This window comes from Lysobacter enzymogenes (assembly GCF_017355525.1).
GTDB lineage: Bacteria > Pseudomonadota > Gammaproteobacteria > Xanthomonadales > Xanthomonadaceae > Lysobacter > Lysobacter enzymogenes_C.
This window is the reverse complement of record NZ_CP067395.1, coordinates 1,136,763-1,162,691: the sequence shown is the minus strand read 5'-3', so window position 1 is coordinate 1,162,691 and position 25,929 is coordinate 1,136,763. Positions and strand designations below refer to the sequence as shown.

General features: G+C 69.5%; 20 protein-coding genes. 10 read left to right on the top strand and 10 right to left on the bottom strand.

Annotated elements, in window-relative coordinates; all coding sequences use genetic code 11:
• Window positions 1–59: 59 nt before the first annotated feature.
• From JHW38_RS04595 to JHW38_RS25675, 3 genes are read right to left on the bottom strand one after another with little or no spacing between them, the layout of a single operon-like run.
• Complete coding sequence (locus tag JHW38_RS04595; RefSeq protein WP_207524842.1) at window positions 60–944, bottom strand: ABC transporter ATP-binding protein; 885 nt, start codon at window positions 942–944, stop codon at window positions 60–62.
• A complete protein-coding gene (locus JHW38_RS04590) occupies window positions 941–1,327 on the bottom strand; it encodes a GntR family transcriptional regulator (RefSeq protein ID WP_207524841.1) in 387 nt (128 codons plus the stop codon). The genes JHW38_RS04595 and JHW38_RS04590 overlap by 4 nt, the downstream gene beginning before the upstream one ends.
• 3 nt (window positions 1,328–1,330) lie before the next feature.
• Entirely contained in the window at window positions 1,331–1,846 is a 516-nt protein-coding gene (locus JHW38_RS25675) for a hypothetical protein (protein WP_207524840.1), read from the bottom strand.
• A gap of 186 nt (window positions 1,847–2,032) precedes the next feature.
• Between JHW38_RS25675 and JHW38_RS04580 the strand changes: the two genes are divergently transcribed.
• The 6 genes from JHW38_RS04580 (at window position 2,033) to JHW38_RS04555 (ending at window position 7,497) form a co-directional block, all read left to right on the top strand.
• Entirely contained in the window at window positions 2,033–2,632 is a 600-nt protein-coding gene (locus JHW38_RS04580; protein ID WP_207524839.1) for a glutathione peroxidase, read from the top strand.
• 270 nt (window positions 2,633–2,902) lie between these two features.
• The gene (locus tag JHW38_RS04575; RefSeq protein ID WP_207524838.1) at window positions 2,903–3,847 is read left to right on the top strand and encodes an FKBP-type peptidyl-prolyl cis-trans isomerase; all 945 of its coding nucleotides are present in this window, start codon (window positions 2,903–2,905) and stop codon (window positions 3,845–3,847) included.
• Window positions 3,848–3,974: 127 nt separating this feature from the next.
• Entirely contained in the window at window positions 3,975–4,796 is an 822-nt protein-coding gene (locus JHW38_RS04570) for an FKBP-type peptidyl-prolyl cis-trans isomerase (protein ID WP_207524837.1), read from the top strand.
• 344 nt (window positions 4,797–5,140) lie between these two features.
• Window positions 5,141–6,484: a UDP-glucose dehydrogenase family protein gene (locus tag JHW38_RS04565; RefSeq protein ID WP_207524836.1), complete on the top strand. Its 1,344-nt coding sequence runs from the start codon at window positions 5,141–5,143 to the stop codon at window positions 6,482–6,484.
• 10 nt (window positions 6,485–6,494) lie between these two features.
• Window positions 6,495–6,740, top strand: coding sequence for a SlyX family protein (locus JHW38_RS04560; RefSeq protein ID WP_428995287.1), 246 nt, complete (start codon window positions 6,495–6,497; stop codon window positions 6,738–6,740).
• A gap of 10 nt (window positions 6,741–6,750) precedes the next feature.
• On the top strand, window positions 6,751–7,497 hold the full coding sequence (locus JHW38_RS04555) for a DUF2058 domain-containing protein (protein WP_207524834.1): 747 nt from the start codon (window positions 6,751–6,753) through the stop codon (window positions 7,495–7,497).
• Window positions 7,498–7,693: 196 nt separating this feature from the next.
• Here the strand turns inward: JHW38_RS04555 and JHW38_RS04550 are convergent, their stop codons facing one another.
• Together JHW38_RS04550 and JHW38_RS04545 are read right to left on the bottom strand one after the other, a co-directional pair.
• On the bottom strand, window positions 7,694–8,548 hold the full coding sequence (locus JHW38_RS04550; RefSeq protein WP_207524833.1) for an alpha/beta fold hydrolase: 855 nt from the start codon (window positions 8,546–8,548) through the stop codon (window positions 7,694–7,696).
• A gap of 136 nt (window positions 8,549–8,684) precedes the next feature.
• A complete protein-coding gene (locus tag JHW38_RS04545) occupies window positions 8,685–9,473 on the bottom strand; it encodes an SDR family NAD(P)-dependent oxidoreductase (RefSeq protein WP_207524832.1) in 789 nt (262 codons plus the stop codon).
• 116 nt (window positions 9,474–9,589) lie between these two features.
• On the opposite strand from JHW38_RS04545, the gene JHW38_RS04540 reads away from it, so the two are divergent.
• Together JHW38_RS04540 and JHW38_RS04535 are read left to right on the top strand one after the other, a co-directional pair.
• Window positions 9,590–10,138, top strand: a complete 549-nt coding sequence (locus tag JHW38_RS04540; protein WP_207524831.1) for a TetR/AcrR family transcriptional regulator — start codon at window positions 9,590–9,592, stop codon at window positions 10,136–10,138.
• A gap of 168 nt (window positions 10,139–10,306) precedes the next feature.
• The gene (locus JHW38_RS04535) at window positions 10,307–11,116 is read left to right on the top strand and encodes a right-handed parallel beta-helix repeat-containing protein (RefSeq protein WP_207524830.1); all 810 of its coding nucleotides are present in this window, start codon (window positions 10,307–10,309) and stop codon (window positions 11,114–11,116) included.
• Window positions 11,117–11,267: 151 nt separating this feature from the next.
• Here JHW38_RS04535 and JHW38_RS04530 read toward each other — a convergent pair whose 3' ends face one another.
• The 5 genes from JHW38_RS04530 to JHW38_RS04510 form a co-directional block, all read right to left on the bottom strand.
• Window positions 11,268–12,734: an XVIPCD domain-containing protein gene (locus JHW38_RS04530; RefSeq protein WP_207524829.1), complete on the bottom strand. Its 1,467-nt coding sequence runs from the start codon at window positions 12,732–12,734 to the stop codon at window positions 11,268–11,270.
• 315 nt (window positions 12,735–13,049) lie between these two features.
• Window positions 13,050–13,772 carry a hypothetical protein gene (locus JHW38_RS04525; RefSeq protein WP_207524828.1) on the bottom strand — a complete coding sequence of 241 codons (723 nt, stop codon included), beginning with the start codon at window positions 13,770–13,772 and terminating at the stop codon, window positions 13,050–13,052.
• Between the two features lie 43 nt (window positions 13,773–13,815).
• Window positions 13,816–16,581 carry a methionine synthase gene (gene metH, locus JHW38_RS04520; protein ID WP_207524827.1) on the bottom strand — a complete coding sequence of 922 codons (2,766 nt, stop codon included), beginning with the start codon at window positions 16,579–16,581 and terminating at the stop codon, window positions 13,816–13,818.
• Window positions 16,582–16,725: 144 nt separating this feature from the next.
• Entirely contained in the window at window positions 16,726–17,844 is a 1,119-nt protein-coding gene (locus JHW38_RS04515; RefSeq protein ID WP_207524826.1) for a homocysteine S-methyltransferase family protein, read from the bottom strand.
• 40 nt (window positions 17,845–17,884) lie between these two features.
• Entirely contained in the window at window positions 17,885–18,847 is a 963-nt protein-coding gene (locus JHW38_RS04510) for an ArsR/SmtB family transcription factor (protein ID WP_207524825.1), read from the bottom strand.
• A 418-nt stretch (window positions 18,848–19,265) separates the two neighbouring features.
• Between JHW38_RS04510 and JHW38_RS04505 the strand changes: the two genes are divergently transcribed.
• Window positions 19,266–20,426 (top strand): acyl-CoA dehydrogenase family protein, encoded by a 1,161-nt coding sequence (locus JHW38_RS04505; protein ID WP_207524824.1) that lies wholly within the window; start codon window positions 19,266–19,268, stop codon window positions 20,424–20,426.
• A gap of 273 nt (window positions 20,427–20,699) precedes the next feature.
• Window positions 20,700–25,784, top strand: coding sequence for an NAD-glutamate dehydrogenase (locus JHW38_RS04500; RefSeq protein WP_207524823.1), 5,085 nt, complete (start codon window positions 20,700–20,702; stop codon window positions 25,782–25,784).
• Window positions 25,785–25,929 lie beyond the last annotated feature (145 nt).

The following is a 25,929-nucleotide window of genomic DNA, read 5'->3' as shown; positions in this document are numbered from 1 at the left end:
GATCGCGGCGGCGGCGCGGGGTACGGCGGCAGGGGAGGTGTAGTCGTCGGTGGCGGCGTTCATGCGTAAGTCCCCTTCATGGTGGCGACGAACAGGTCGGCCAGGCCCGGGGTGCGGGTTTCGCCGAGTCCGTCGAGCTGGGCGGCGGCGACGCCGTCGAACAGCATCACGGTCTTGCCGAACGGCAGGGCGCGTTCGTCGAGCGGGCCGAGGGTGCGCGCGTGCTCGGCCTTGTCGCGGTCGACCAGCACTTCGACGAAGCGCTCGCCGAGGTTCTCCATCGGGCAGTCGAGCACGATCTTGCCGTCGCGGATGAACATCACGTCGGTGAGGATGTGTTCGATCTCCTCGACCTGGTGGGTGGTGACCACGATGGTCTTGTTCTCGTCGAAGTAGTCTTCCAGCAGGCGCTGGTAGAACTGCTTGCGGTACAGGATGTCCAGGCCCAGGGTCGGCTCGTCGAGCACCAGCAGGCGCGCGTCGATGGCCATCACCAGCGCCAGGTGCAGCTGCACGATCATGCCCTTGGACATCTCGCGCACGCGCAGGTCGGGCTTGAGCTGGGTGCCGTGCAGGAAGCGCTCGCACTTGGCCCGGTCGAAGCGCGGATGCACGCCGGCGACGAACTCGATCGCCTCGCGCACCCGCAGCCAGCGCGGCAGCACCGCCACGTCGGCGATGAAGCAGACCTCGCGCATCAGCGCGTCGCGCTGGTGGCGCGGGTCCAGGCCGAGCACCGACAGCTCGCCTTCGAACTGGGTCAGGCCGAGCACGGCCTTGAGCGCGGTGGTCTTTCCGGCGCCGTTGGGGCCGATCAGGCCGACGATGCGGCCGGTCGGGATGTCGAAGTCGGCGCCGTCGAGCGCGTTCTTGTTGCGGTAGGTCTTGCGCAGGCCGCGGGCGCGCACGACCTGGCCGGGATCGATGGTGAGGGCGTTGGTCATGGTGCGTCCGCCTTGTGGGTGCCGTTGCCGCCGTTGCCGCCGAACAGTTCTTCCGCGCGCAGGCCGAGCCGGGCGATGCGTTCCAGCACCAGCGGCCATTCCTCGCGCAGGAACCGCTCGCGTTCGTTGAGGAGCAGTTTCTTCGCGGCTTCTTCGGTCACGTACATGCCCAGGCCTCGGCGTTTTTCGACCAGCGACTCGTCGGCCAGCTCTTGGTAGGCGCGCGAGACGGTGATGGGATTGAGTTGGTATTCGGCGGCGACCTGGCGCACGGAGGGCAGGGCGTCGCCGGGTTTGAGCACGCCGTCGAGCATCATCGCGACGACGCGTTCCTTGAGCTGGCGATAGATCGGAGCGCCGTCGCTCCATTGGATTGCGGTCATGGCTCAGCCCCGCGACAGGAAGGAGAAATAGGGCATGACGAGATTGCTGCGGTTGCGGCGCGCGGCGCTTCCGGCCTTGCGCTTGGGTTCGGCGGCGCCGGCCGGCTCCGCGGCGGCGTTGGAGGCGGGGGCCAGGCCCGGGGCGACCGCATTGGCCAGCGCGGCCAGGTCGGCGACATCGCCGGCCAGGGCGCCGGCCAGGGCGGTCAGTTCGCCGGCCTGGTCGGTGTTTTCCAGTTGCTGGGCGCGCTGTTCGATCTTGCGCACCGCGCCGGCGACGTCGCCGGAGCGGCTGCGGGCGCGTTCGAGGAAATCGCGGTCGAAGCTGATCCGCGCCTGCACCGCGCCGAGGTTGACCTCGATCGGGCGGGTCGCCGGGGCGTCGGCGGCGAACTGGGCCAGCAGCGGCGCCGGCGGGGCGTCGGGGGCGGGCAGCGGCAGCGCGACCACCAGGCCCAGGACCAGGGCGCCGCCGGCGGCCATCAGGGCCGAAATCGAGTTATGGAGCTTGCGGTTCATGCGAACGTCCTGCTCTTTAGTGGGCCGGTGTTGTATTCAACTATAACACCTAATCACGCCGCGTCAATCGCTGCGGACCCAACTGAAGTCATACTTGGCCCGAATCCGTCCGGCCGCCCCCATGTCGGGTCGTGCCCCCCTCGCGGCCCGCCGGACGGGCCTTTCCCCACTTTCCTGAGGCGTCCCATGCCCGCCATCGCCCCCTCGAACACCCGCCGCGCCGCCCGCGCCCTGCTGGCGCTTGCCTTGACCGCGGCCGTCGGCGCCGCCGCCGCGGCCGGCGGCCTGCTCGACCGCAGCTACCGCCCGCTCGCCGGCAAGCAGCCGGTCGAGCTGTCCAAGACCTATGCCGGCGATGTCGTGCTGGTCGTCAACACCGCCAGCAAATGCGGCTTCACCCCGCAGTTCGAAGCGCTGGAAGGCCTGCACGCCAAGTACAAGGCGCGCGGTTTCGCCGTGCTCGGCTTCCCGTCCGGCGATTTCAAGGCGCAGGAGTTCGAGGACGAGAAGCAGATCCAGGAGTTCTGCACGCTGACCTACGGGGTCAAGTTCCCGATGTTCGAGAAGGTGCACGTGGTCGGCGACCAGGCCACGCCGCTGTACAAGGACCTGGCCAAGGCCGCCGGCGAAGCGCCGAAGTGGAATTTCCACAAGTACCTGATCGGCCGCGACGGCAAGCTGATCGCCAGCTACGGCAGCAAGACCACGCCGGACGATCCGGCGGTGGTCGCGGCGATCGAGCGCGCGCTGGCCGCGCCGGCGCCCAAGCCGGTCGCGGCGCGCTGATCGATCGCTCGCCCGGGCGGCGCCGGCCGGCGCCGCCGCGGCGCGATTTGCGCGCCCGGTCCGGTTTCCGCGCCGGTCCGCCGGCGCCGCAGCGGAACTAAAACGCCGGGCCGCCGTCACACTGGAGCGTTGCCGCACAAGGCCGCGACCGCGACAATGGCGGGCTCGCGCCGCACGGCGGCGCGTCGGCGTCCGCGTCGTCGCTGTCGCAGCGATCGGCGACGCCGGACTCTTACACCACCAGGACCAGGTACCAGGAGCGGGACCCTAATGAAGCACTTCGTGCGCGGCGCGGCCGTGTTGATGACCACCGCGGCGCTGTTCGCTGGCGCCGCCTCTGCCCAGGACAAGACCGTGCTCGCCAACGAACGCGAAAAGATCAGCTACGCCATCGGCCTGGACGTGGCCTCCTCGCTCAAGCCGGTCGGCCCGGACCTCGACGCCGCGGCGTTCGAAAAAGCGGTCAAGAACGTGTTCGACGGCGGCAAGCCGCTGATCACCCAGGACGAGGCGCGCAGCGTCGACACCGCCCTGCGCGCGCGCATCGCCTCGCGCGAGGGCAAGCCGGCCCAGGGCACCCCGCCGGGCACGCCGCCGCCGGCGGTCGACAAGACCAAGGTCGGCCTGATGATCGGCACCTTCATGGTCGGCCCGGCCCTGCAGCAGATCAAATCCGAAATCGACCTGCCGGTGCTGGCCCAGGCCGTGCGCACCTCGCTCGGCGGCGGCAAGCCGCTGCTGGCCGAAGGCGACGCGCGCACCGTGCTGACCAACTTCAGCGAGCGCATGCAGGCCAAGACCAAGGCCGAAGCGGCCGCGGCCGGCGAGAAGAACCTCAAGGAAGGCAAGGCGTTCCTGGACGAGAACAAGAAGGTCAAGGGCGTGTTCGCGACCGGCTCGGGCCTGCAGTACATGATCCTGCGCCAGGGCTCCGGCGAGCGTCCCAAGCCGACCGACAAGGTCAGCGTGAACTACAAGGGCATGCTGCTCGACGGCAAGACCTTCGACAGCTCCTACGATCGCGGCCAGCCGGCCGAATTCCCGGTCAACGGCGTGATCCAGGGCTGGCAGGAAGGCCTGGCGATGATGCCGGTCGGCAGCAAGTTCAAGTTCTGGATCCCGTCCGAACTCGCCTACGGCCCGAACGGCGCGCCGCCGAGCATCGGCCCGAACGCGGTGCTGACCTTCGAAGTCGAACTGCTCGACATCCTGTAATCCCCCATGCGCGCCGCGCACGCGCGGCGCGTGAAGCAACGTTCAGCCGGTTCCGGGCAGTTTGTCCGGCCGGCCCACCACCTTCCGGTCCAGTCTTTTTCAGGAGTGCAGTTTGATGAAGCCTTTCATGCGTAACACCGCCTTGGCGATCGCCGTGGCCTCGATGGCGCTGTTCGCCGCGGGTTGCGACCAGACCGGCAAGCCGGCCGGCGACAAGGCCGCCGAGAGCAAGAGCGGCGACAAGGCGGCCGATGCCAAGAAGGACGTCAAGGTCCTGGGCGGCATGAAGACCGAGAAGGAACAGAACAGCTATCTGATCGGCATGGACATGGGCCGCTCGCTGGAGCTGCTCAAGGACGATATCGACCTGGCCGTGCTGCAGAAGGCGATGCAGGCCAGCATGAAGGGCGAGAAGTCGTCGCTGAGCGACGAGGAAGCGATGCAGATCCGCCAGCGCCTGCAGGAGACCGTGCGCAACAAGCAGGTCGAGAAGATGCTGGCGACGGCCAAGAAGAACCAGGAGGAGGGCGAGAAGTTCCTCGCCGCCAACGGCAAGAAGGCCGGCGTGGTGACCACCGCTTCGGGCCTGCAGTACCAGATCGTCAGCGAAGGCAAGGGCGCCAAGCCCAAGGCCTCCGACACGGTCCGCGTGCACTACAAGGGCACGCTGCTGGACGGCAAGGAATTCGACAGCTCCTACGCGCGCAACGAGCCGGCGGTGTTCCCGCTCGGCGCGGTGGTGCCGGGCTGGCAGGAAGGCATCGCGCTGATGCCGGTCGGCAGCAAGTTCAAGCTGTGGATCCCGGCCAAGCTCGGCTACGGCGAGCAGGGCACCCCGGGCGGCCCGATCGGCCCGAACGCGACCCTGGTGTTCGACGTCGAGCTGCTCGACATCGTCAAGGCCGACGGTCCGGAATCGGCCGCGATGGGCACCGCGCCGAAGCACTAAGCGGCAACCGGCGGCGCCGGCGCGCGATCCGCGCCGGCGCCGCGTCGTTTCCGCCCTCGCGGCGGGAGCGTGCGGCGGAGCGCGTTCGGCGCGCTCGCGGCCGCAGGCCAGGCCGATCGGGCCCGATCCGGTCGGTCCGGCGCAGGCGGCGGACCGCACGCGCTTTTGCAGCGCGGCCGCCGTCCCCATACCCTTGCGGCTACCGCTGCCGTCGTCCGGCCGGTTTCGCCGCTGCGGGCTTCGGCGCGCGCCACGGCGCGGCCGCGGCCGGCGGACTTCAGTCCCCAGGGCGTCGGACCTAGCGGTTCGCCCGACGGATCCCGCAACACCCAAGGAAGCACGAAATGCGCGTCACCATCTTCGGCACCGGCTATGTGGGCCTGGTCACCGGCACCTGCCTGGCCGACGTCGGACACGACGTGGTCTGCGTCGACATCGACCAGGCCAAGGTCGAGGGCCTCAACCGCGGCGTGATCCCGATCTACGAGCCGGGCCTGGAATCGATGGTCAAGGCCAACCACGCCTCCGGCCGTCTGCACTTCACCACCGACGCCGCCGGCGCGATCGCCCACGGCGACCTGATCTTCATCGCGGTCGGCACCCCGCCCGACGAGGACGGCAGCGCCGACCTCAAGTACGTGCTGGCGGTGGCGCAGACCATCGGCCGCCACATCGAGCGCCCGGTGATCGTGGTCAACAAGTCGACCGTGCCGGTCGGCACCGCCGACAAGGTCCAGGCGACGATCGCCGCCGAACTGGCCGCGCGCGGCGCGCAGGTCGCGTTCGACATCGCCTCCAATCCCGAATTCCTCAAGGAGGGCGACGCGGTCAACGACTGCATGCGCCCGGACCGCATCGTCATCGGCGCGGCCAATCCGCTCGCGGTGGAGAAGCTCAAGCGCCTGTACGCGCCGTTCAACCGCAACCACGAACGCATCGTGGTCATGGACGTGCGCTCGGCCGAGCTGACCAAGTACGCGGCCAACGCGATGCTGGCGACCAAGATCAGTTTCATGAACGAGATCGCCAACATCGCCGAGAAAGTCGGCGCCGACATCGAGATGGTCCGCCAGGGCATCGGCTCGGACCCGCGCATCGGCTGGCACTTCATCTATCCCGGCGCCGGCTACGGCGGCTCGTGCTTCCCCAAGGACGTGCAGGCGCTGGCGCGCACCGCCCAGCAGCACGGCTACGACGCGCGCCTGCTCGATGCGGTGGAAGCGGTCAACGACAGCCAGAAGGGCCATCTGTTCGAACTGATCCAGCGCCACTACGGCGGCGAGGTTCGCGGCAAGACCTTCGCGGTGTGGGGCCTGGCGTTCAAGCCCAACACCGACGACATGCGCGAAGCCTCCAGCCGGCGCCTGCTGGCGCAGCTGTGGGAGGCCGGCGCCAAGGTCCGCGCCTACGATCCGGAAGCCAGCGATGAAGCGCAGCGCATCTTCGGCGAGCGCGACGACCTGGTGCTGTGCGACTCGGCGCGCGCCGCGCTGGCCGACGCCGACGCGCTGGTGGTGGTGACCGAGTGGAAGCAGTTCCGCAGCCCCGATTTCGTCCGCGTGCGCCAGGCCCTGGCCGACGCGGTGATCTTCGACGGACGCAACCTGTACCATCCCGACGAGGTCGAGGCCGCCGATCTGGCCTATTACGGCATCGGCCGCGGCCGTTCGATCCTGATCGATGCGTGAGCCGCCGCCCGTGAGTTCCGATTCCGACCTGAGCCAGATGCAGCAGCGCCTGATCGACCTGGAAAGCCGCGTGGCGTTCCAGGAGCACGCGCTGACCGAACTCAGCGACGCGCTCGCCGCCGCGCGCAGCGAAGAAGCGCGCAACAGCCTGCTGCTGTTCCGCGCGCTGGAAGAAATCAAGCACCTGCGCGCGGCCCTGGCCGCGAGCCCCCTGACCGGCGATTCGGCCAACGAACCGCCGCCGCCGCACTACTGACGAAACTGCAATGAGCGATAGCTTGCGCGACCAATTGCTGGGCCTGGGCTTCAAGCCCGCGCCCAAGCCCGAACGCCCCGAACGCAAGGGCGACGACCGCCGCGGCGGCAAGCCCGGCGGCGGCAAGCCTGCGGGCGGACACCCTGCGGGCGGCAAGCCGCAGGCGCGCGCCGACGGCGATGCGCGGGCGGGCGGGCAACGTCCGGGCGCCGCGCCCGCCGCACGGCCCGGCCAGGGCCGCCCCGGCGGCGGCAAGCCGGGCGAGCAGCGCGGCCACGGCCGTCCCGGCGGCGGCAAACCCGGCGAGCAGCGCGGGCGTCCGGCCTCGCGCGAGGACATCGATCTGGCCAAGGCCTATGCGATCCGCGCCCAGCGCGAGAAGGACGAGCGCATCGCCGCGGAACAGGCCAAGCAGGAAGAAGCGCGCCTGCGCCGCGAAGCGCGGGCCAAACTGACCGAACTGCTCAAGGACCAGGCCCTGAACGTGGCCGACGCCGACATCGCCCGGCATTTCCCGTACGGCGGCAAGATCAAGCGCGTGTACGTGACCGCCGAGCAGCTCAAGCAACTCAACGCCGGCGAACTCGGCGTGCTGCAACAGGAAGGCCGCTACCTGCTGGTGACCGCGGCGATGCTGGCCCAGGCCGAGGAGATCTTCGCCCCGGCGGTGGCGCTGAAGGTCGATCCGAACGCGCCGGCGCACGAGGATCCGTATGCGGATCCGATGTACCAGGTGCCGGACGATCTGGTTTGGTGAGACGACCGCGGGCGCTGCGCGCCTGACGGATTTGCGCGAACGGCCGCGATGCGAATCGCGGCCGTTCGCGTTTTCGGATCGGTAGCTCCGTGTAGGAGCGGCGCAAGCCGCGACCGCGCCAATTCAACTACGACGATGGTTGCGGCGTAGCTGAGGATTCGCGGTCGCGGCTCGCGCCGCTCCTACAGGGGGCCCATCAAGTGCCGGTGGGGCGCAACGCTACCGCGTCGGCCGCCGCCGGCGCCATCCGCTCCAGCATCGCCTCGATCGCCTGCGCGGTCTCCAGCGGACGCTCCATCGGAAACAGATGGCTGCCCTCGACCCAGCTCCAGCGCTCGCCGACCAGGCGCCGGGTCGCCGCGCTGCCGGCATTGCGCAACTCGCGCGAGCGGGTGCCGGCGAGGAAGCCGACCGGCGTGCGCAACTGCGCGGTCAGGCCGCTCAGCGAGGTGGTCGGCAGGCTGCGGTAGATGCGGTATTCGATTTCGCGTTCGAACGACAGTTCGCGCGCGCCGTCGTCGGCCGCGCGGGTGCCGTATTCGACGTAATCGTCGAGCACGCGCGCGTCCCAGCGCGCGAACGCGGGCTTGGCCAGGAAATGCGCGCGCACTGCGGCGCGGTCGGGCCAGTGGCGGCGGCGCTGCAGGGTGGCGCGGGTCGGCATGACCAGATTGTCCAGGCCGGTGCGCCGGCCCAGCTGCACCAGGCGCGCGCGCCAGCCGGCGATCAGCGGCGAATCCAGCATCACTACGCCGCCCAGGCGCGAGGCCAGCGCGGTGCCGGCGAGGCGGTGCGAGGCGAGCAGGCTCAGATAGCCGCCGAGCGAGTGGCCGACCAGGAAGATCCGCCGCGCGTCGCCGGCTGCGGCCTGCACGCGCTGGACCAATTCGTCGATCAGGTGCGGCCAGTCCAGGGTCACCGGGTAGCGCGGATCGTGGCCGATGCGTTCGGGCCGGACGACCCGGTAGCGCGCCGACAAGGCCTCCAGCATCACCCGGTAGACCGGGGCGGGGAAGCCGTTGGCGTGGGAGAACAGCAAGAGGTCTTGCATGGCGGCGCGGGCACGCGGGGCGGCGGTGGGCGAAACATACCATTGCGTACTGTTTGGTGTCAGCAGCCGCCTCGCGGGTGCATGGACTCCCTGTAGGAGCGGCGCTTCGGCCGGCACAGGAGAGCGGTTCGAAGCCTCAACCGCCGTTGAGATAACGCGGCGCCGGCTGCGACTGGCTGTAATGCGGCAGCATCGCCTTGCGCGCCGCGTCGGCGGCCTGCCACAGGGTTTCGTCGTGCAGCGGCGGGATCGTCACCGGCTCGCGGCGGTCGTAGCCGGCCAGCGCGGCGTCGACCAAGGCGTCGACTTCCATGACTCCGGGGATCTGCTCGACGTCGCGCCCGGAGCGTTCCCAGATTTCGGTCCGCGTCGCCGCCGGCAGCACCGCCTGCACGTACACGCCCTGGCCGCCGATTTCGCCTTGCAGCGACTGGCTCAGGTACTGGACGAAGGCCTTGGTCGCGCCGTAGACGCTCATGCCGAACTCGGGCGCCAGCCCGACCACCGAGGCGAGGTTGACGATCGCGCCGGTGCCGGCCGCGGCCAGGCGCGGGGCGATCGCCGCGGCCAGGCGGGTCGGGGCGGTGACGTTCAGCGCGATCAGCTGCGCGGTCTGCTCCGGCGTCTGTTCGAGGAAGCCGCCAGCCAGGGTCGCGCCGGCGTTGTTGACCAGCACGCCGATGCGGGCGTCGTCGCGCAGCAGGCTTTCGATCCGGGCCAGCTGGGCCGGGTCGGCGAGGTCGGCCTGCAGCGGTTCGGCGCGCACGCCGTAGTCGGCGCGCAGGCGGGCGGCGAGGGCTTGCAGGCGGCCCAGGTCGCGCGCGACCAGGATCAGGTCGTGGCCGCGGCGGGCGTAGCGGTCGGCGTAGACGGCGCCGATGCCGGTGGAGGCGCCGGTGATGAGGACGGTGGGGAGAGTGGACATGGCGGGCTCGGTGGGGTCGGGGGAGGAATCGGGTTTATTCATGATGAATATCATGTTTGAGTTATCATGATGATCGTCATGTAAGCTGTCAAGCCACCCGAAGCGAGGTTCCCGCGATGAAAGTCAGCCGCGAGCAGGTCGGCGAAAACCGCCGCCGCATCCTCGACGAGGCCGGCCGGCTGTTCCGCGCGCGCGGCTTCGACGCGGTCAGCGTGGCCGAGGTGATGAAGGCCGCCGGGCTGACCCACGGCGCGTTCTACGGCCATTTCCAGTCCAAAGACGACCTGATCGCGCAGACCCTGGCGCACGTGCTGGCCACGGCCGAAGTCCGCGCCGAACCCGAGGCTTTCCTCGCCGACTACCTGTCGTCGCGGCACTGCGCCGACGCGGCCGGCGGTTGCCCGGTCGCGGGGCTCGGCGCGGAGACGCTGCGCCAGTCGCCGCAGGCGCGCGCGACCATGACCGCCGGCCTGCGCGAGCAATTGCGGCGCATGAGCGACAGCGCGCCCGGCGCCGACGCGCTCGCGCGCCGGCGCGAAGCGATCGGGCGCTGGTCGGCGATGGTCGGCGCCTTGACCTTGGCGCGGCTCAGCGACGATGCGGCCCTGAGCGAGGAAATCCTCGAACAGGCGCGGCAGTGGATCGGCGAACGCGGCGCCGGCTGAGCGCTATGCGCGTGTCGTCGCAGAGCTCGCGACGCACAGATTAAAACGGCGGTTTTGCCAGCGGCGATAGCGCCGCCATGATGGCTTGCGCATACTCGTTGTGCCGGCGACGCCCCATGCGGCGCCGCCGCGCATCATCCACGGACGCCATCATCAGAGAGGGACTTCATGCGCAACTTCATCCATGCGGGCCTGGCCTTGGCCTGCCTCGCCGGCGCCGGTTCGGCGCTGGCCTGCGACACCGTGCTGGACCCGGACCGGCGCTTCATCGACCAGCCCGGCAAGTACTGCCTCGCCGCCGACCGCACCGCGCCGGTCGCGATCCTCGCCGACAACGTCGAGCTCGACTGCGCCGGCCACCGCCTGACCTGGACGCCCGGCGACGGCAACGACGGCATCGGCGTGCACCTGCGCCGCGGCGACAAGGCCACCGTGCGCAACTGCCGTTTGTATGGCTGGAGCTACGGCATCCTGGTCAGCGAGCGCGGCAATGCCCAGGTCATCAACAACACCGTCGACGCCGGCGGCATCGGCATCGCCGTGCAGGGCAGCGACCGGCCGCAGGACGAAAACGCGCGCCTGATCGGCAACCGCATCTTCTATTACGGCCCGGGCAACGGCGCCAACGCGGCGATCGAGATCCAGCATGCGGCCAAGCCGGTGCTGATCAACAACGTGGTCGCCGGCTTCCGCGGCTGGAGCGCGATCTGGCTCGACCGCGCGCCGGACGCGCGGCTGACCGGCAATCAGTTGCTGGACCTCAACGAAGGCGGCTCGGCGGCGGTGCGGATGGAGTATTCGCCGCGTGCGCATCTGGTCCACAACACCGCGATGCTGCGCCGCGGCCTCTCCGGGCGCGGCCTGGTCGGCGCGCTGGACGCGACCTGCGTCGAGAACGTGTTCATCAACACCTCGCCGTCGGGGTTCGACGAGTGCTCGGTGAAGCGCGACAACGTCGAGCAGATCGTCAACGACTGATCGGCACAAGGGCGCGAAGACCGACCCGAACCGCCGCGGCTCCGGCCGCGGCGGTTTTTCTTTGTCGGTCTCGCAGGCTTTTCATGCCGCTGCGGCCGCAGCGGCGATGCGCGCAGGCCGCCATCGCGCCGCCGGGACGGCGCGAAACCGATCAGCGATGGCGCGGGCCGCCGCCTGAGTTCTGGCCGCCCTGGTTCTGGTTCTGATCCGCAGCGGACGCTTCGAACATCGCCGCCAGCGCGCGCACCCGATTGCCTTCCTGCTGAGCGGGCTGCTCTTGTTGCTGTTGTTGCGGCGCCTGCGCCACATTCGGCGCCTGCGGCTGTTGCCCGGGCGTCGCCGCAGCCGGCGCGCGCTGGCTCGCAGACGCGGTGTGGCTCGCGGCGAGACGGCCCGCCGCGTAATCGGAAACCACCTGCGCCTGCGCCTTGACCTGCGCCGGATCGGCATGCGCGTAACGGGCGGCCGAGTTGCCCAATTCGCCGTGGACCGCGAACAGCCGGCCGTTGGGGCCTTCGGCGACGTGATCGATGCGCGGCAGCGGCGGCGTCGCGTTGTGGGCGGCATCGGCCAGGGCCGCGGCGGCGAGCGAGCGCTCGCCGGCCGGACGCTGCGGCTGCAATCGCTGCAAGCCGTCGCGCGCCTGCTCGTACGCCTCGTGCCTGGAATGGCCGGCTTCCTGGTACGGATGGGTCAGCATCGACAGCGGCCGCGCCGGCACCGGCGGCGGGCGGCGGCCTTCGGCGTGGTCCTGGGTCGAGGAGGCCGAAGCCGTCCACGGCATGGCCGGCGAGGCGCTGCTCGAACCCGGGTTCGATGCGGACAGCGAAACGGCGGGCGAGGAGAGCGATGAGGTCGACGCGACCGGCGCAGTCGTTACCGGCGTGGTCGATGGCGTCGGCACGGCAGGCGAGGAAACCGAAGAACTCGACGCGACCGGCGCCGCCGGCGTCGCGACCGGCGTGGCGACGGTCGACGCGCCCAGGCCCTGCGCCGGCGCCGGCATCGGCTGCCAGCCGCCGCCTTCGGCCAGCGCGCGGCTGCGCTGGGTCCATTCGCGCGGAATGCCGGTCAGGAAGGCGACCTCGCCTTCGCCGCTGGGGCTGGAGATGGCGAACATCGTGGAGTCGCGCAGGGTCGGCGCGTCGGTCAGCAACACCGGCCGGGTCGGAGGCAGGCCCAGGCTGTTGTTGATGGGATGCGCCTCGGCCAGGCTCGACACTTCGGTCGGCGTCGCGCTGATGCGCCCGAGCCGGCCTTCCTGCCACGCATACAGACGCTGCGCCGGCACCTCGATTTCGTACAGATGGCGACTGCGGATGCCGCCGGTGCCGTCGCTGGGCGAGGTCGACACGTGCAGGGTCGACTGGCTGGTTTCGCGGCGGATCTCCTGATACAGCGAACCCAGGCCGACCAGGCTCTGATTTCTGGCGAAATAGTCCGCCATGACCCCGCGCTGCGCCGCGACCGGCAGGTTCAGCGGCGTATTGGCATCGACCACGCTGCGCTCGACGAACTGGCGGGCGGCGTCCGCGCTCATCGGCGCGCGCGCCTGGAACCCGTCGCGGGCGATGGTGTCGGGATCGCGGTTGTCGGTGCGGAACAGTTGGAAAGGCATGCGGACTCCTGTCGCAAGGGGGGAGCAGGGGACGCACCAGCGGCGGGCAGCTGTGCGCGCGCCGGCCGGCGGTATCGCTGCGCGGCTGCGTTCGCGGCCGGCGGTTGCGTCGAACCGCTACTTTAGGCTGCAGCCGTATCCCGCGCAGCAGCATCGTCGCGGATGCGTGACGCGTCGCGGTTTATCCGCAACGCCGCGCGACGGCCGCGCCGTTCGCGCCGGCGCGGGTCCGGGCTCGATCCGGCGATGGCCGAATCCGACGATAGCCGAATCCAGCGACGGCTCAATCCAACGATGGTTGAATCCGACGAAAGTTCAATCCAGCGACGAAGCCAGCCGCTCGCGCAGCGAATGCCCCAACTCGCGCACCGTCGACACGCCCAGGTCGCGCAGGATGCGATGCGTCGCATGCGGCAGCGGCGATTCGTCGATGTCGTGCGGCGCGATGTTCTTGCCGGGCACGCCGGGCAGGAACTCGATGCCGGCGGCGAGGTAGCAGTGCTGCACCAGCGCCGAGCAGAACAGCGCGCCGTCTTTGGCCAGCAGGTTGCCGCGCTTGCGCAGGCGGCGGCTGTGCATGGCCATCATCGTGCCGAGCAGTTCGCTGAGCGAATAGCTCGACAACCCGGCCAGCAGGTCCAGCCCGGCCTTCTGCACTTGCAGCACCTGCTCCGGGCTCAAGCCGAAGTCGAGGATGGCGATGTTCGGAAACGCTTCGGCGTCGTAGTAGCGCGCCACCCGGTTTTCCTGCACGCCCAGGCGGATCTGCCGGTAGCGCAGGTCCAGGTCGGACTCGATGACCCACCACTGGCCGTCGACGCGCCGTTCGCTGAAGACGAAGGCGTGCGACCACAGGCTGCGGTGGCCGTCCTCGGTCAGCGGCGACTGCGCCTTGCGGATCAGCTTGTTGATGAAGTCGCGCCCGCCGCACAGGCCGATGCGGCCGGGCGCGGCGTGCTTTTCGATGAAGGCGCGATTGCCGAGCGGGTCGTTGGACTCGCTCTCGTCGAGGTCTTCGGGCAGGAGGATGTCGCTCATCCGTGATGGTCCCTGGTGCGGCGCCGGCGCCGGCCGGCGCGGTTCACTCGGGATCGTAATCCAGATTCGAGGCCAGCCAGCGCTCGGCCTGGGCCACGCTGGCGCCCTTGCGCCGGGCGTAGTCCTCGACCTGTTCCTTGGACACCCGGCCGACCACGAAGTACTGGCTGTCGGGATGGCTGAAGTAATAGCCCGACACCGCCGCGGCGGGGTACATGGCGAAGCTTTCGGTCAGCTCCAGGCCGGTGTGGGCGCTGGCGTCGAGTAGGTCGAACAAGCTGCGCTTCTCGCTGTGCTCGGGGCAGGCCGGGTAGCCCGGGGCCGGGCGGATGCCGCGGTAGCCTTCGTCGATCAGGGTGTCGTTGTCGAGCGCTTCGTCGCGCGCGTAGCCCCAGAACTCCTTGCGCACGCGCTCATGCAGGCGCTCGGCCAGGGCTTCGGCGAAGCGGTCGGCCAGGGCCTTGAGCATGATCGCGTTGTAGTCGTCGTGATCGGCCTCGAAGCGCGCCACGTGCGGCTCGATGCCCAGACCCGCGGTGACCGCGAAGCCGCCGATCCAGTCCTGGCGGCCGCTGTCCTTCGGCGCGATGAAATCGGCCAGGCAGAAGTCGGGGCGGTCGACCGGTTTGTCGACCTGCTGGCGCAGGAAGTGCAAGCGCATCGTGCCGTCCACGCCGTTGCCGACGCGGCGCGGCTGCACGCCGCCGGCGCCGTCCGCCGGCAGCGGCGCCGCATCGAGGGCGACGCTCAGGTCGACGTCGACATCGTCGCCGACCGCATTCGCCGGCCACAGCCCGAACACCGCCTTGGCCTGGATCCACTTCTCCGCGACGAGCTGCTTGAGCATCGCGCGCGCGTCGCGGTACAGCTCGCTGGCCTGGGTGCCGACGATCTCGTCGGTCAGGATCGCCGGGTAGCGCCCGGCCAGTTCCCAGGTGTTGAAGAACGGCGTCCAGTCGATGTAGTCGACCAACTCGTCGAGCGGGTAATCGTCGAACACGTACACGCCGGGCGCGTTCGGCGCCGGCGGCGCGTACTCGCTCCAGCCGCCGTCGAAGCGCTGGCCGCGGGCTTTGTCCAGCGACACCAGGCGCTTGCCGTCGCCGCGCTGGCGATGGCGCTGGCGGATCTCGGCGTAGTCGGAGGCGTTGGCGGCGACGAACGGCTCGCGCAGTTCGATCGAGATCAGCGACTGGGCCACGCCGACCGCGCGCGAGGCGTCCTTGACCCAGATCGTCGGCGCCTTGTAGTGCGGGTCGATCTTCAGCGCGGTGTGCGCGCGCGAGGTCGTCGCGCCGCCGATCAGCAGCGGCATGGTGAAGCCCTGGCGCTGCATTTCGCGGGCGACGTGGCTCATCTCCTCCAGCGACGGCGTGATCAGGCCGGACAGGCCGATCAGGTCGGCGTTCTCGGCGCGGGCGCGATCGAGGATGGTCTGCGCCGGCACCATCACCCCGAGGTCGACGACCTCGAAGTTGTTGCAGGCCAGGACCACGCCGACGATGTTCTTGCCGATGTCGTGCACGTCGCCCTTGACCGTGGCCATGACGATCTTGCCGTTGGACTTGCCGACATCGCCGGTGCGCAGCTTCTCGGCTTCGATGTACGGCAGCAGATAAGCGACCGCCTTCTTCATCACCCGCGCCGACTTGACCACCTGCGGCAGGAACATCTTGCCGGCGCCGAACAGGTCGCCGACCACGTTCATGCCGGACATCAGCGGGCCTTCGATCACGTCGAGCGGGCGGGTCGATTCGGCGCGCGCGGTCTCGGTGTCTTCCTCGATCCACTGGTCGATGCCGTGGACCAGGGCGTGGCTGAGGCGGTCGCGCACCGGCTTGTCGCGCCAGCGCAGGTCCTCGACCTTCTTCTCGCCCTTCTTGCCCTTGAAGCGGTCGGCGATCTCGAGCAGGCGCTCGGTGGCGTCGCTGCGGCGGTTCAGCACCACGTCCTCGACCCGCTCGCGCAAATCCGCGTCGAGGTCGTCGTACAGCGGCAGCGCGCCGGCGTTGACGATGCCCATGTCCATGCCGGCCTTGATCGCGTGATACAGGAACACCACGTGGATGGCTTGGCGCACCGGCTCGTTGCCGCGGAACGAGAACGACACGTTCGACACGCCGCCGGAGATGTGGCAGTACGGGAAACGCCGCTTGATCTCGCGCGTGGCCTCGATGAAGGCCACCGCGTAATCGTTGTGCTCCTCGATGCCGGTGGCGACCGCGAACACGTTGGGGTCGAAGATGATGTCCTCGGGCGGGAAGCCGACCTGCTCGGTCAGCAGCTGGTAGGCGCGCGAGCAGATCTCGACCTTGCGCTCGATGGTGTCGGCCTGGCCGACCTCGTCGAACGCCATCACCACCACCGCCGCGCCGTAGCGGCGCACCAGCCGCGCCTGGCGCAGGAACTCGGCTTCGCCTTCCTTCATCGAGATCGAGTTGACGATGCCCTTGCCCTGCAGGCACTTCAGCCCGGCCTCGATCACGTTCCACTTGGAGCTGTCGACCATCACCGGCACCCGCGCGATGTCCGGCTCGGCCGCGATCAGATTGATGAACTCGACCATCGCCTGCTGCGAGTCGAGCAGGCCTTCGTCCATGTTGATGTCGATGACCTGGGCGCCGTTCTCGACCTGCTGGCGCGCGACCACCACCGCTTCGTCGAGGCGGCCTTCCAGGATCAGTTTCTTGAACTGCGCGCTGCCGGTGACGTTGGTGCGTTCGCCGACGTTGACGAAGTTGCTTTCCGGGGTGATCTGCAGCGGTTCGAGGCCGCTGAGGCGGGTCTGGCGGGGAAGGGCGGTGGTCATCGGCGGTATCGGTTTTTTTGGCTCGTCATCCCCGCGGAGGCGGGGATCCAGGGCTTTATCGCGACAGGACTCTGAAGTCTCTGGATTCCCGCCTTCGCGGGAATGACGGTAGGTAGGGAGCGCGGCGACGGGCGAGAGCGAGCCTCACGCCGCCGCGTCGACCAACTGCAACGGCTGCCGCGGCGGCACCCCTGCGACCACCGCGGCGATCGCGGCGATATGCGCCGGCGTGGTGCCGCAGCAGCCGCCGACCAGATTCAACAGCCCGGCCTGGGCGAATTCGCCGAGCACCGCGGCCATGTCCTCGGGGGTTTCGTCGTAGCCGCCGAAGGCGTTCGGCAGGCCGGCGTTGGGGTGGGTGCTGACGTGGGCGTCGGCGATCTGCGAAAGCACGTCGACGTGCACGCGCAGGTCCTTGGCGCCGAGCGCGCAGTTCAGCCCGACCGCGGTCGGCTGCACGTGCCGCACCGAGTACCAGAACGCCTCGGCGGTCTGGCCCGAGAGGGTGCGGCCGGAGGCGTCGGTGATCGTGCCGGAGATCATTACCGGCAGCCGCGCGCCGCGCGCGTCGAAGGCTTCCTCGATCGCGAACAGCGCGGCTTTGGCGTTGAGGGTGTCGAAGATGGTTTCCACCATCAGCACGTCGGCGCCGCCGTCGATCAGGCCGTCGGCGGCCTCGCGGTAGGCCTCGCGCAGTTGGTCGAAGCTGATCGCGCGGTAGCCGGGGCGGTTCACGTCCGGGCTCAGCGAGGCGGTGCGGCTGGTCGGGCCGAGCACGCCGATGACGAAGCGCGGGCGCGCCGGGTCGAGCGCCTCGATCTCGTCGCAGACGCCGCGCGCGAGCCTGGCGCCTTCGAAGTTGAGTTCGCGCGCCAGATGCTCCAGCCCGTAGTCCTCCAGCGAGATCGTGGTCGAGTTGAAGGTGTTGGTCTCGACCAGGTCGGCGCCGGCCTGCAGGTACTCGCGGTGGATGCCGGCGATGATGTCGGGGCGGGTCAAAGTAAGCAGGTCGTTGTTGCCGCGCTGGTCGCGCGCGCAGCCGCAGCCTTCGCCGTGCACGTGTTCGCCGTCGTGCTCGCGCACCGGCGGCGAATACAGCCGGTCGTAGCCTTCGGCGAAGCGTTCGCCGCGGTAGTCCTCCTCGCTCAGCGAGTGCTGCTGGATCATCGTGCCCATCGCCCCGTCGATGATGAGGATGCGTTCGGACAGGCCGCGCAGCAGCGCGTGGGCGCGTTCGGGGTGGAGCCAGGGCAGGGCGTTCATCGGCGTTGCTCTTGTCGACGGTGCGGGTGCGGGCGGACGGTCACTTCTTGCCGGGCTTGCGCGCCGGCTCGGGCTGCGGCTTGCGCGCCATCAGCGCGATCACCTCGAAGTGCGGCGGACGGCGCTCGCGGGTGACGGTCTCGCAGCTGACGATCTCGAAGCCGGCCTTGGACGCGAACTTATGCAGGTCCTTCTCGGTGAAGCCGAGGTTGACGTGGCCGAAGGCCTCGACCGCGCCGCGGTGCTCGTGCCGGGCCAGACTGGTCAGCAGCAGGCGGCCGCCGGGGCGCAGCACGCGCGCGGCCTCGACCACGGCCTGGGCCGGCTGCTCGGCGTAGGTCAGCGCGTGCATCAGCACCACCAGGTCGAAGGTCTCGGCTTCGAACGGCAGCGCGTGCATGTCGCCTTCGCGCACTTCCACGTTGCGCAGCTTGCGCAGGCGCTCGGACGCGGCGGCGACCACCTTGGTGCTGGCGTCCAGGCAGATGTAGCGGTGCGAGTGCGGCGCCAGCAGTTCGGCCAGCACGCCGTCGCCGGAGGCGATGTCGAGCACGTCGCCGGGCTGCAGCAACGGCAGCGCCGAACGCGCCAGCGCTTCCCAGGTGCGGCCAGGCGAGTAGTGGCGTTCCATGTCGCCGGCGACCGAGTCGGCCCAGTTCTGGTCGGAGGCGCGCATCGCCAGCACCGCGGTCACGCGCTCGGCGTCCTGGCGCAGCAAAGGATCGTCGCTGCCGGTGCTCAGGGTCTGCCACAGCGCGCGCTGGGCCTGGTCGAGCGCGCCTTCGTCGAAACGGTAGTACGCCGAGACGCCGGCGCGGCGGTCGCGCACCAGCCCGGCTTCCTTGAGCTTGGACAGGTGGGTGGACACGCGCGGCTGGGCCAGCCGGGTGATCGCCGACAGCTCGGCCACGGTCAGCTCCTCGCGCTCGAGCAGGGCGAGCAGGCGCACGCGGGTCGCGTCGGCGAATACTTTGAGTCGGGCTGACCAGCCTTCGAGGTCCATAGGTCGGGATTCGGGATTTGAGATGAGGGATCGGTGAAAGCGGTTACGCGGTATGGGCGGGACGATCCGCTCTGCGAATCCCCAATCCCGAATCCCTATTCCCGGCTTTCATCAACGTATCGCGATATAGAGATAAGTGTGTGCCGGCCGTGCGCCCAGGTCAAGTCGTGCGGCGCCGCAGCACGCCGCAACGGCGACTGAAGCGCGGCGGCGAAGACCGGCATGACGCCAGATCGGGGCAGCCGCATGGGTGGGGTTCTGCGGCGCGCGCGGCTACAATTCGCATTCGCGGCCCGATGCACGGTCGCGGACCAGGACGCAGAACCAACGCGCCGGTCGTTCCGGGATGCGACCGCGCCGCAGAGCGCGCCGCGAAAAGGGGGAACGGCCGCAGCGCTCAACCCAGCAGAGGTGCGACGTGGATTTTGGCTTTACCGAAGAGCAGTTGATGATCCAGGACGTGGCGCGCCGTATCGCCCAGGAGAAGATTGCTCCCAGCGCCGAGCACCATGACCAGACCGGCGAATTCCCGCTCGAGAACATCCGCACCCTCGGCGAAAACGGCCTGATGGGCATCGAGGTGCCGGCCGAGTACGGCGGCGCCGGCATGGACCCGGTGGCCTACGTGCTGGCCATGGTCGAGATCGCCGCCGGCGACGCCGCGCACTCGACCATCGTCTCGGTCAACAATTCGCTGTTCTGCAACGGCATCCTCAAGTTCGGCAGCGAAGCGCAGAAGCAGCTGTACGTGCGCGCGATCGCCGAAGGCCGCGAAATCGGCGCGTTCGCCCTGACCGAGCCGCAGTCGGGCTCCGACGCCACCGCGATGCGCTGCAAGGCGGTCAAGCAGGCCGACGGCAGCTTCGTCATCAACGGCAAGAAAAGCTGGATCACCTCCGGCCCGGTCGCCAAGTACATCGTGCTGTTCGCGATGACCGACCCGGACAAGGGCGCGCGCGGCATCACCGCGTTCATGATCGACACCGCCAAGCCCGGCTTCCACCGCGGCAAGACCGAGCCCAAGCTCGGCATCCGCGCCTCGGCCACCTGCGAGATCGAATTCGAGGACTACGTCGCCAGCGCCGACGACGTGCTCGGCGAGGAAGGCCACGGCTTCAAGATCGCGATGGGCGTGCTCGACGCCGGCCGCATCGGCATCGCCAGCCAGGCCATCGGCATCGCCCGCGCCGCCTACGAGCGCACCCTGGACTACGTCAAGGAACGCAAGGCCTTCGGCGCGCCGATCGGCACCTTCCAGATGACCCAGGCCAAGATCGCCGACATGAAGTGCAAGCTCGACGCGGCCCTGCTGCTGACCTTGCGCGCGGCCTGGCAGAAGGGCCGGACCGAAAAGAACGGCGGCCGCTTCAGCAACGAGGCGGCGATCGCCAAGCTGACAGCCTCGGAAGCGGCGATGTGGATCACCCACCAGGCCGTGCAGATCCACGGCGGCATGGGCTATTCCAAGGAGATGCCGCTGGAGCGCTATTTCCGCGACGCCAAGATCACCGAGATCTACGAAGGCACCAGCGAGATCCAGCGTCTGGTCATCGCCCGCAACGAAACCGGCCTGCGCTGACGTTCCCCGCCGATGAAACGTTTCGGCTCGTCCCGGCCCACCGCCTGTCCTGAGGACGGCGGCACTGGCCTGCGCGCCGTCGTCGCCGCCGCGCTTCACGCCGGCCCGCGCTCCGGCCTTCGCGCCGGCGCGCGCGGCTGCGCCGCGGCGTCGCCCGATTACGGCGCCGGCGCTTTTGCCGCCGTACGAATTCCGCTGTATCCGCTGCAACAACCTCTCTCTTGGCCCGCGCGCAAGCGTGGGCCTCATTCCATCCGGACCTAAAACGTTCCCATGAGCAGCAAACCCAAAGCTTCCAAGTCCGAACCCGCCAAACCGGCCGCCAAGGCCGCCAAGGCGGCCCCGGCCAAGCAAGCCAAGGCGACCGCACCGGCCGCCAAGTCCGCCGCCAAGCCCGCGGCCGCCGCCAAGCCGGCCGCCAAGTCCGCCAGCCGCGCGCCGCAGTCGGCGCCGCCGCTGGACGCGCAGTCGGTCGACCTGCGCCCGGTCGTCGAAGCCATGCGCAAGCGCCTGCCGAAGGCGCGCCATGCCGAGGCCGAGGCCTTCGCCCAGGCGTTCTACAAGCGCATGAGCAGCGACGAGATGCCGCAGCACGCGGCCGACGGCTGGGCCGCGCTGGCCGCCGACTTCCTCGACTTCGCCCGCGACCGCAAGCCCGGCAACGCGCTGGTGCGCCTGTTCAACCCGCAGCTCAAGAGCCACGGCTGGGAATCGCAGCACACCGTGCTGCAGGTCGCCAACGACGACATGCCGTTCCTGGTCGACTCGGTGACGATGGCCCTGGCCGACCTCGGCGTCGGCGTGCACGTGCTCGGCCATCCGGTGGTCAAGTTCCAGCGCGACAAGGCCGGCAAGCTGCTCGCGGTCGGCGAAGGCCAGGCCGAATCGCTGATGCACCTGGAGCTGGACCGGCAGACGCCGGAAGCGATGGCGCAGATCAAGCAGGCGCTCGACACCGTGCTCGCCGACGTACGCGCGATCGTGCGCGACTGGTCGCAGATGCGCGACCGGATGAAGCAGGTCGCCGACGAACTGCCGGCGCAGACCATGCCGATCGACGAGCAGGGCAAGCTCGAGGCGCAGGCGTTCCTGCAATGGGCCGCCGACAACCACTTCACCTTCCTCGGCTACCGCGAATACGAAGTCGTGCAGCAGGGCGGCGAAGGCGTGCTGCGCGCGGTCAAGGACAGCGGCCTGGGCCTGCTGCGCGGCAAGCAGGGCGGCAAGCCGCGCGCGCTGACCTCGCTGGCGGCCCACTACATGCCGCAGTCGGGTTCGGTCGATGCGCTGATCCTGACCAAGACCAATGCGCGCTCGACCGTGCACCGTCCGGGCTACATGGACTACATCGGCGTGCTCAGCTTCGACGCCCAGGGCCGTCCGACCGGCGAGAAGCGCTTCCTCGGCCTGTACACCTCCAGCGCCTACAACCGCCGCCCGTGGGACATCCCGCTGGTGCGCCAGCGCCACAACTACGTGATGCAGCAGTCCGGCCTGGCCGCCGACAGCCACAGCGGCAAGGCCCTGCGCCACGTGCTGGAAACCCTGCCGCGCGACGAGCTGTTCCAGTCCGGCGAGGAAGAACTGCTCAAGACCACCTCGGGCATCCTCGGCCTGCAGGAGCGCGTGCGCAGCAAGCTGTTCCTGCGCCGCGACCGCTACGGCCGCTATTTCTCGGTGCTGGTCTACATCCCGCGCGAACGCTTCAACACCGACGTGCGCCTGCGCGTGGAAGCGATGCTCAAGGACAAGCTGCACGGCGAGCACGTCGACACCACCGTGCACATCGGCGAGTCGCCGCTGGCCCAGCTGCACCTGATCGTGCGGCCGAAGTCGGGCGAGGCGGTGCAGGTCGACAACGGCGCGATCGAAGCGCAGCTGACCGAGATCGTGCGCAACCGCCAGGACGACCTGCGCGAAGCGCTGGTGCGCAACAACGGCGAGCAGCAGGGCCTGGCGCTGATCCAGCGCTACGGCCGCGCGCTGCCGCCGGGCTACATCGACGAAGTCTCCGCCGGCGTCGCCGCGCAGGACATCGCCCACCTGGCCGCGCTGAGCGGTCCGGAAGACCTGCGCTTGAGCCTGTGCCGGACCCGTCCGGGCGAGGGCGGCCTGCGCTTCAAGTTCTACCGCCAGCTCGACGACATCCCGCTGTCGGACGCGCTGCCGATGATGGAGAACATGGGCCTGCGGGTGATCTCCGAGCACCCGTACCGGCTGACCGTCGACGGCCAGCCGGTCTACATCCAGGACTTCGAAGTCGAGACCGCCAACACCGACATCGACGTCGACCGCCTCGACGAGAACTTCGAGGACGCCTTCGCCCAGATCTGGCGCGGCAACGCCGAGAACGACGGCTTCAACCGCCTGATCCTGGCCGCCAGCCTGTCCTGGCGCCAGATCGCGATGCTGCGCGCGTACTGCAAGTACCTGCTGCAGGTCGGCGTGCCGTTCTCGCAGAGCTACGTCGAAGAAACCTTCGCCCGCTATCCGTTGCTGGCGCGCCTGCTGGTCGAGCTGTTCGAAGCGCGCTTCGACCCGACCACCGGCAGCGAGAGCAAGGCCGAGATCAAGGCCGGCCAGGACCGCCTCAAGGTCCAGTTCGAAGCCCTGCACGACGGCGACGACGCCGTGCGCGCCGCGCTCGAGCCGGTCATCGCCGCCCGCGCCGGCAAGCGCGAGGCCCAGGCCGAGGCCGCGGTGACCGCGCTGAAGTCGCTGCTCGACCGCGTCTCCAGCCTCGACGAAGACCGCATCCTGCGCAGCTTCATCGGCGCGATCCAGGCGACGTTGCGCACCAGCTACTACCAGCGCGCGAACGATGGTTCCGACCGCGGCTACGTCAGCTACAAGTTCGATTCGGCGCAGGTGCCGGACCTGCCCAAGCCCAAGCCCTACCGCGAAATCTTCGTCTACGGCCCGCGCGTAGAAGGCGTGCACCTGCGCTTCGGCCCGGTCGCCCGCGGCGGCCTGCGCTGGTCGGACCGGCGCGAGGACTTCCGCACCGAGGTGCTGGGTCTGGTCAAGGCGCAGATGGTCAAGAACACGGTGATCGTGCCGGTCGGTTCCAAGGGCGGCTTCTTCGCCAAGCGTCCGCCGCTGGGCGGCGACCGCGACGCGGTGCTGGCCGAGGGCATCGCCTGCTACAAGATGTTCATCAACGGCCTGCTCGACATCACCGACAACATCGTCGACGGCAAGATCGTGCCGCCGGCTAATGTCGTGCGTCACGACAACGACGACCCCTACCTGGTCGTCGCCGCCGACAAGGGCACCGCGACCTTCTCCGACATCGCCAACGGCATCGCCGCCGAGCACAAGTTCTGGCTCGACGACGCGTTCGCCTCGGGCGGCTCGGTCGGTTACGACCACAAGGGCATGGGCATCACCGCCAAGGGCGCGTGGGAATCGGTCAAGCGCCACTTCCGCGCGCTCGGCCGCGACAGCCAGACCCAGGACTTCACCGCGGTCGGCATCGGCGACATGTCCGGCGACGTGTTCGGCAACGGCATGCTGCTGAGCGAACACATCCTGCTGGTCGCCGCGTTCGACCACCGCCACATCTTCCTCGACCCGACTCCGGACGCGGCGCGCTCGTTCGCCGAACGCGACCGCATGTTCAAGCTGCCGCGTTCGAGCTGGGAGGATTACGACAAGAAGCTCATCAGCAAGGGCGGCGGCGTGTACCCGCGCTCGGCCAAGTCGATCCCGCTGTCGGCCGAGGCCCGCGCCGCGCTCGGCATCGAAGGCAACGTCAGCGCGCTGAGCCCGGCCGAACTGATGAGCGCGATCCTCAAGGCGCCGGTCGACCTGCTGTGGAACGGCGGCATCGGCACCTACGTCAAGGCCCGCAGCGAGTCCAACGGCGACGTCGGCGACCGCGCCAACAACGCCCTGCGCGTCAACGGCGCGGACCTGCGCTGCAAGATGGTCGGCGAGGGCGGCAACCTCGGCCTGACCCAGCTCGGCCGCATCGAAGCGGCCCAGCACGGCGTGCTGCTGAACACCGACTTCATCGACAACTCCGCCGGCGTGGACACCTCCGACCACGAGGTCAACATCAAGATCCTGCTCAACGGGCAGGTGCAGGCGAAGAAGCTCACGCTGCCGGAGCGCAACAAGCTGCTGGCGTCGATGACCGACGAGGTCGCCGAGCTGGTGCTCAACGACAACTACCGCCAGAACCAGGCGATCAGCCTGATGGAGCGGATGAGCCTGACCCGCCTGGGCAGCAAGCTGCACTTCATCCGCACCCTGGAATCGCAGGGCCTGCTCGACCGCCAGATCGAGTTCCTGCCGACCGACGCCGAGATCGCCGAGCGCAAGGCGCGCGGCCAGGGCCTGACCCGTCCGGAACTGTCGGTGCTGCTGTCGTACTCCAAGCTGGTCGCGTTCCAGCAGATGCTCGATTCGGACGTGCCGGAAGACCCGTACCTGTCGAAGGAACTGGTCCGCTACTTCCCGCAGCCGTTGCAGGCCAAGTACGCCAAGGCGATGGAGAACCACCGCCTGAAGCGCGAGATCATCGCCACCGCGGTGACCAACTCGACCATCAACCGGATGGGCGCGACCTTCCTGCTGCGCATGCAGGAAGACAGCGGCCGCACCCCGGGCGAGGTCGCCAAGGCCTTCACCATCACCCGCGAGACGCTCGACGCGCGCGAGCTGTGGGCGCAGATCGACGCGCTCGACGGCAAGGTCGCCGAGTCGACCCAGATCGACGCCCTGCAGGTGATCTGGAACCTGCAGCGCTCGTTCACGCGCTGGCTGCTGTCGCGCCCCGGCGCGATCCCCGACATCACCACCGCGGTGGAGCGCTACCACGACGGCTTCAAGAACATCCGCGCCGGCCACGGCATCCTCGGCGACGGCGAGCGTCCGGCGCACGATGCCGCGTTCGCCGACTGGAAGGCCAAGGGCGTGCCGGAAGCGCTGGCCGCGCAGCTGGCGGCGCTGCCGTACCTGGAGCCGAGCTGCGACATCATCGAACTGGCGCGCGAGCGCAAGCTCAAGCCGGTCGACGTGGCCAAGGTCCACTTCCGCCTCGGCGAAGCGCTGCGCCTGCCGTGGCTGCAGGAGCAGATCGACGCGCTGGCCGTCGACGGCCGCTGGCACGCGGTCGCGCGCGGCGTGCTGCGCGAGGAACTGTCGACCCAGCAGCGCGTGCTGGTCGGCCAGGTGCTGAAGATGCCGGGCGCCAACGCCGAAGCCAAGGTCAAGCAGTGGCTGAGCCGCGACGACCAGTCGCTGCGCTTCACCCTGGCGATGCTGACCGAACTGGCGGCGCAGAAGACCCTGGACTACCCGACCGCGTCGGTCGCGGTGCAGCGTCTGTCGCAGTTGGCCGCGCGCGGCTGACGGCGATGCGCGGGGCCGGCGTTCGCGCCGGCTTCGCGGCAGCGAAACCAAGCCCTTCGCCCTCGCGGGCGAGGGGCTTTTTCGTGGGCGGTCCCCTGTAGGAGCGGCGCGAGCCGCGACCGCGAAAACGCAACTACGACGGACC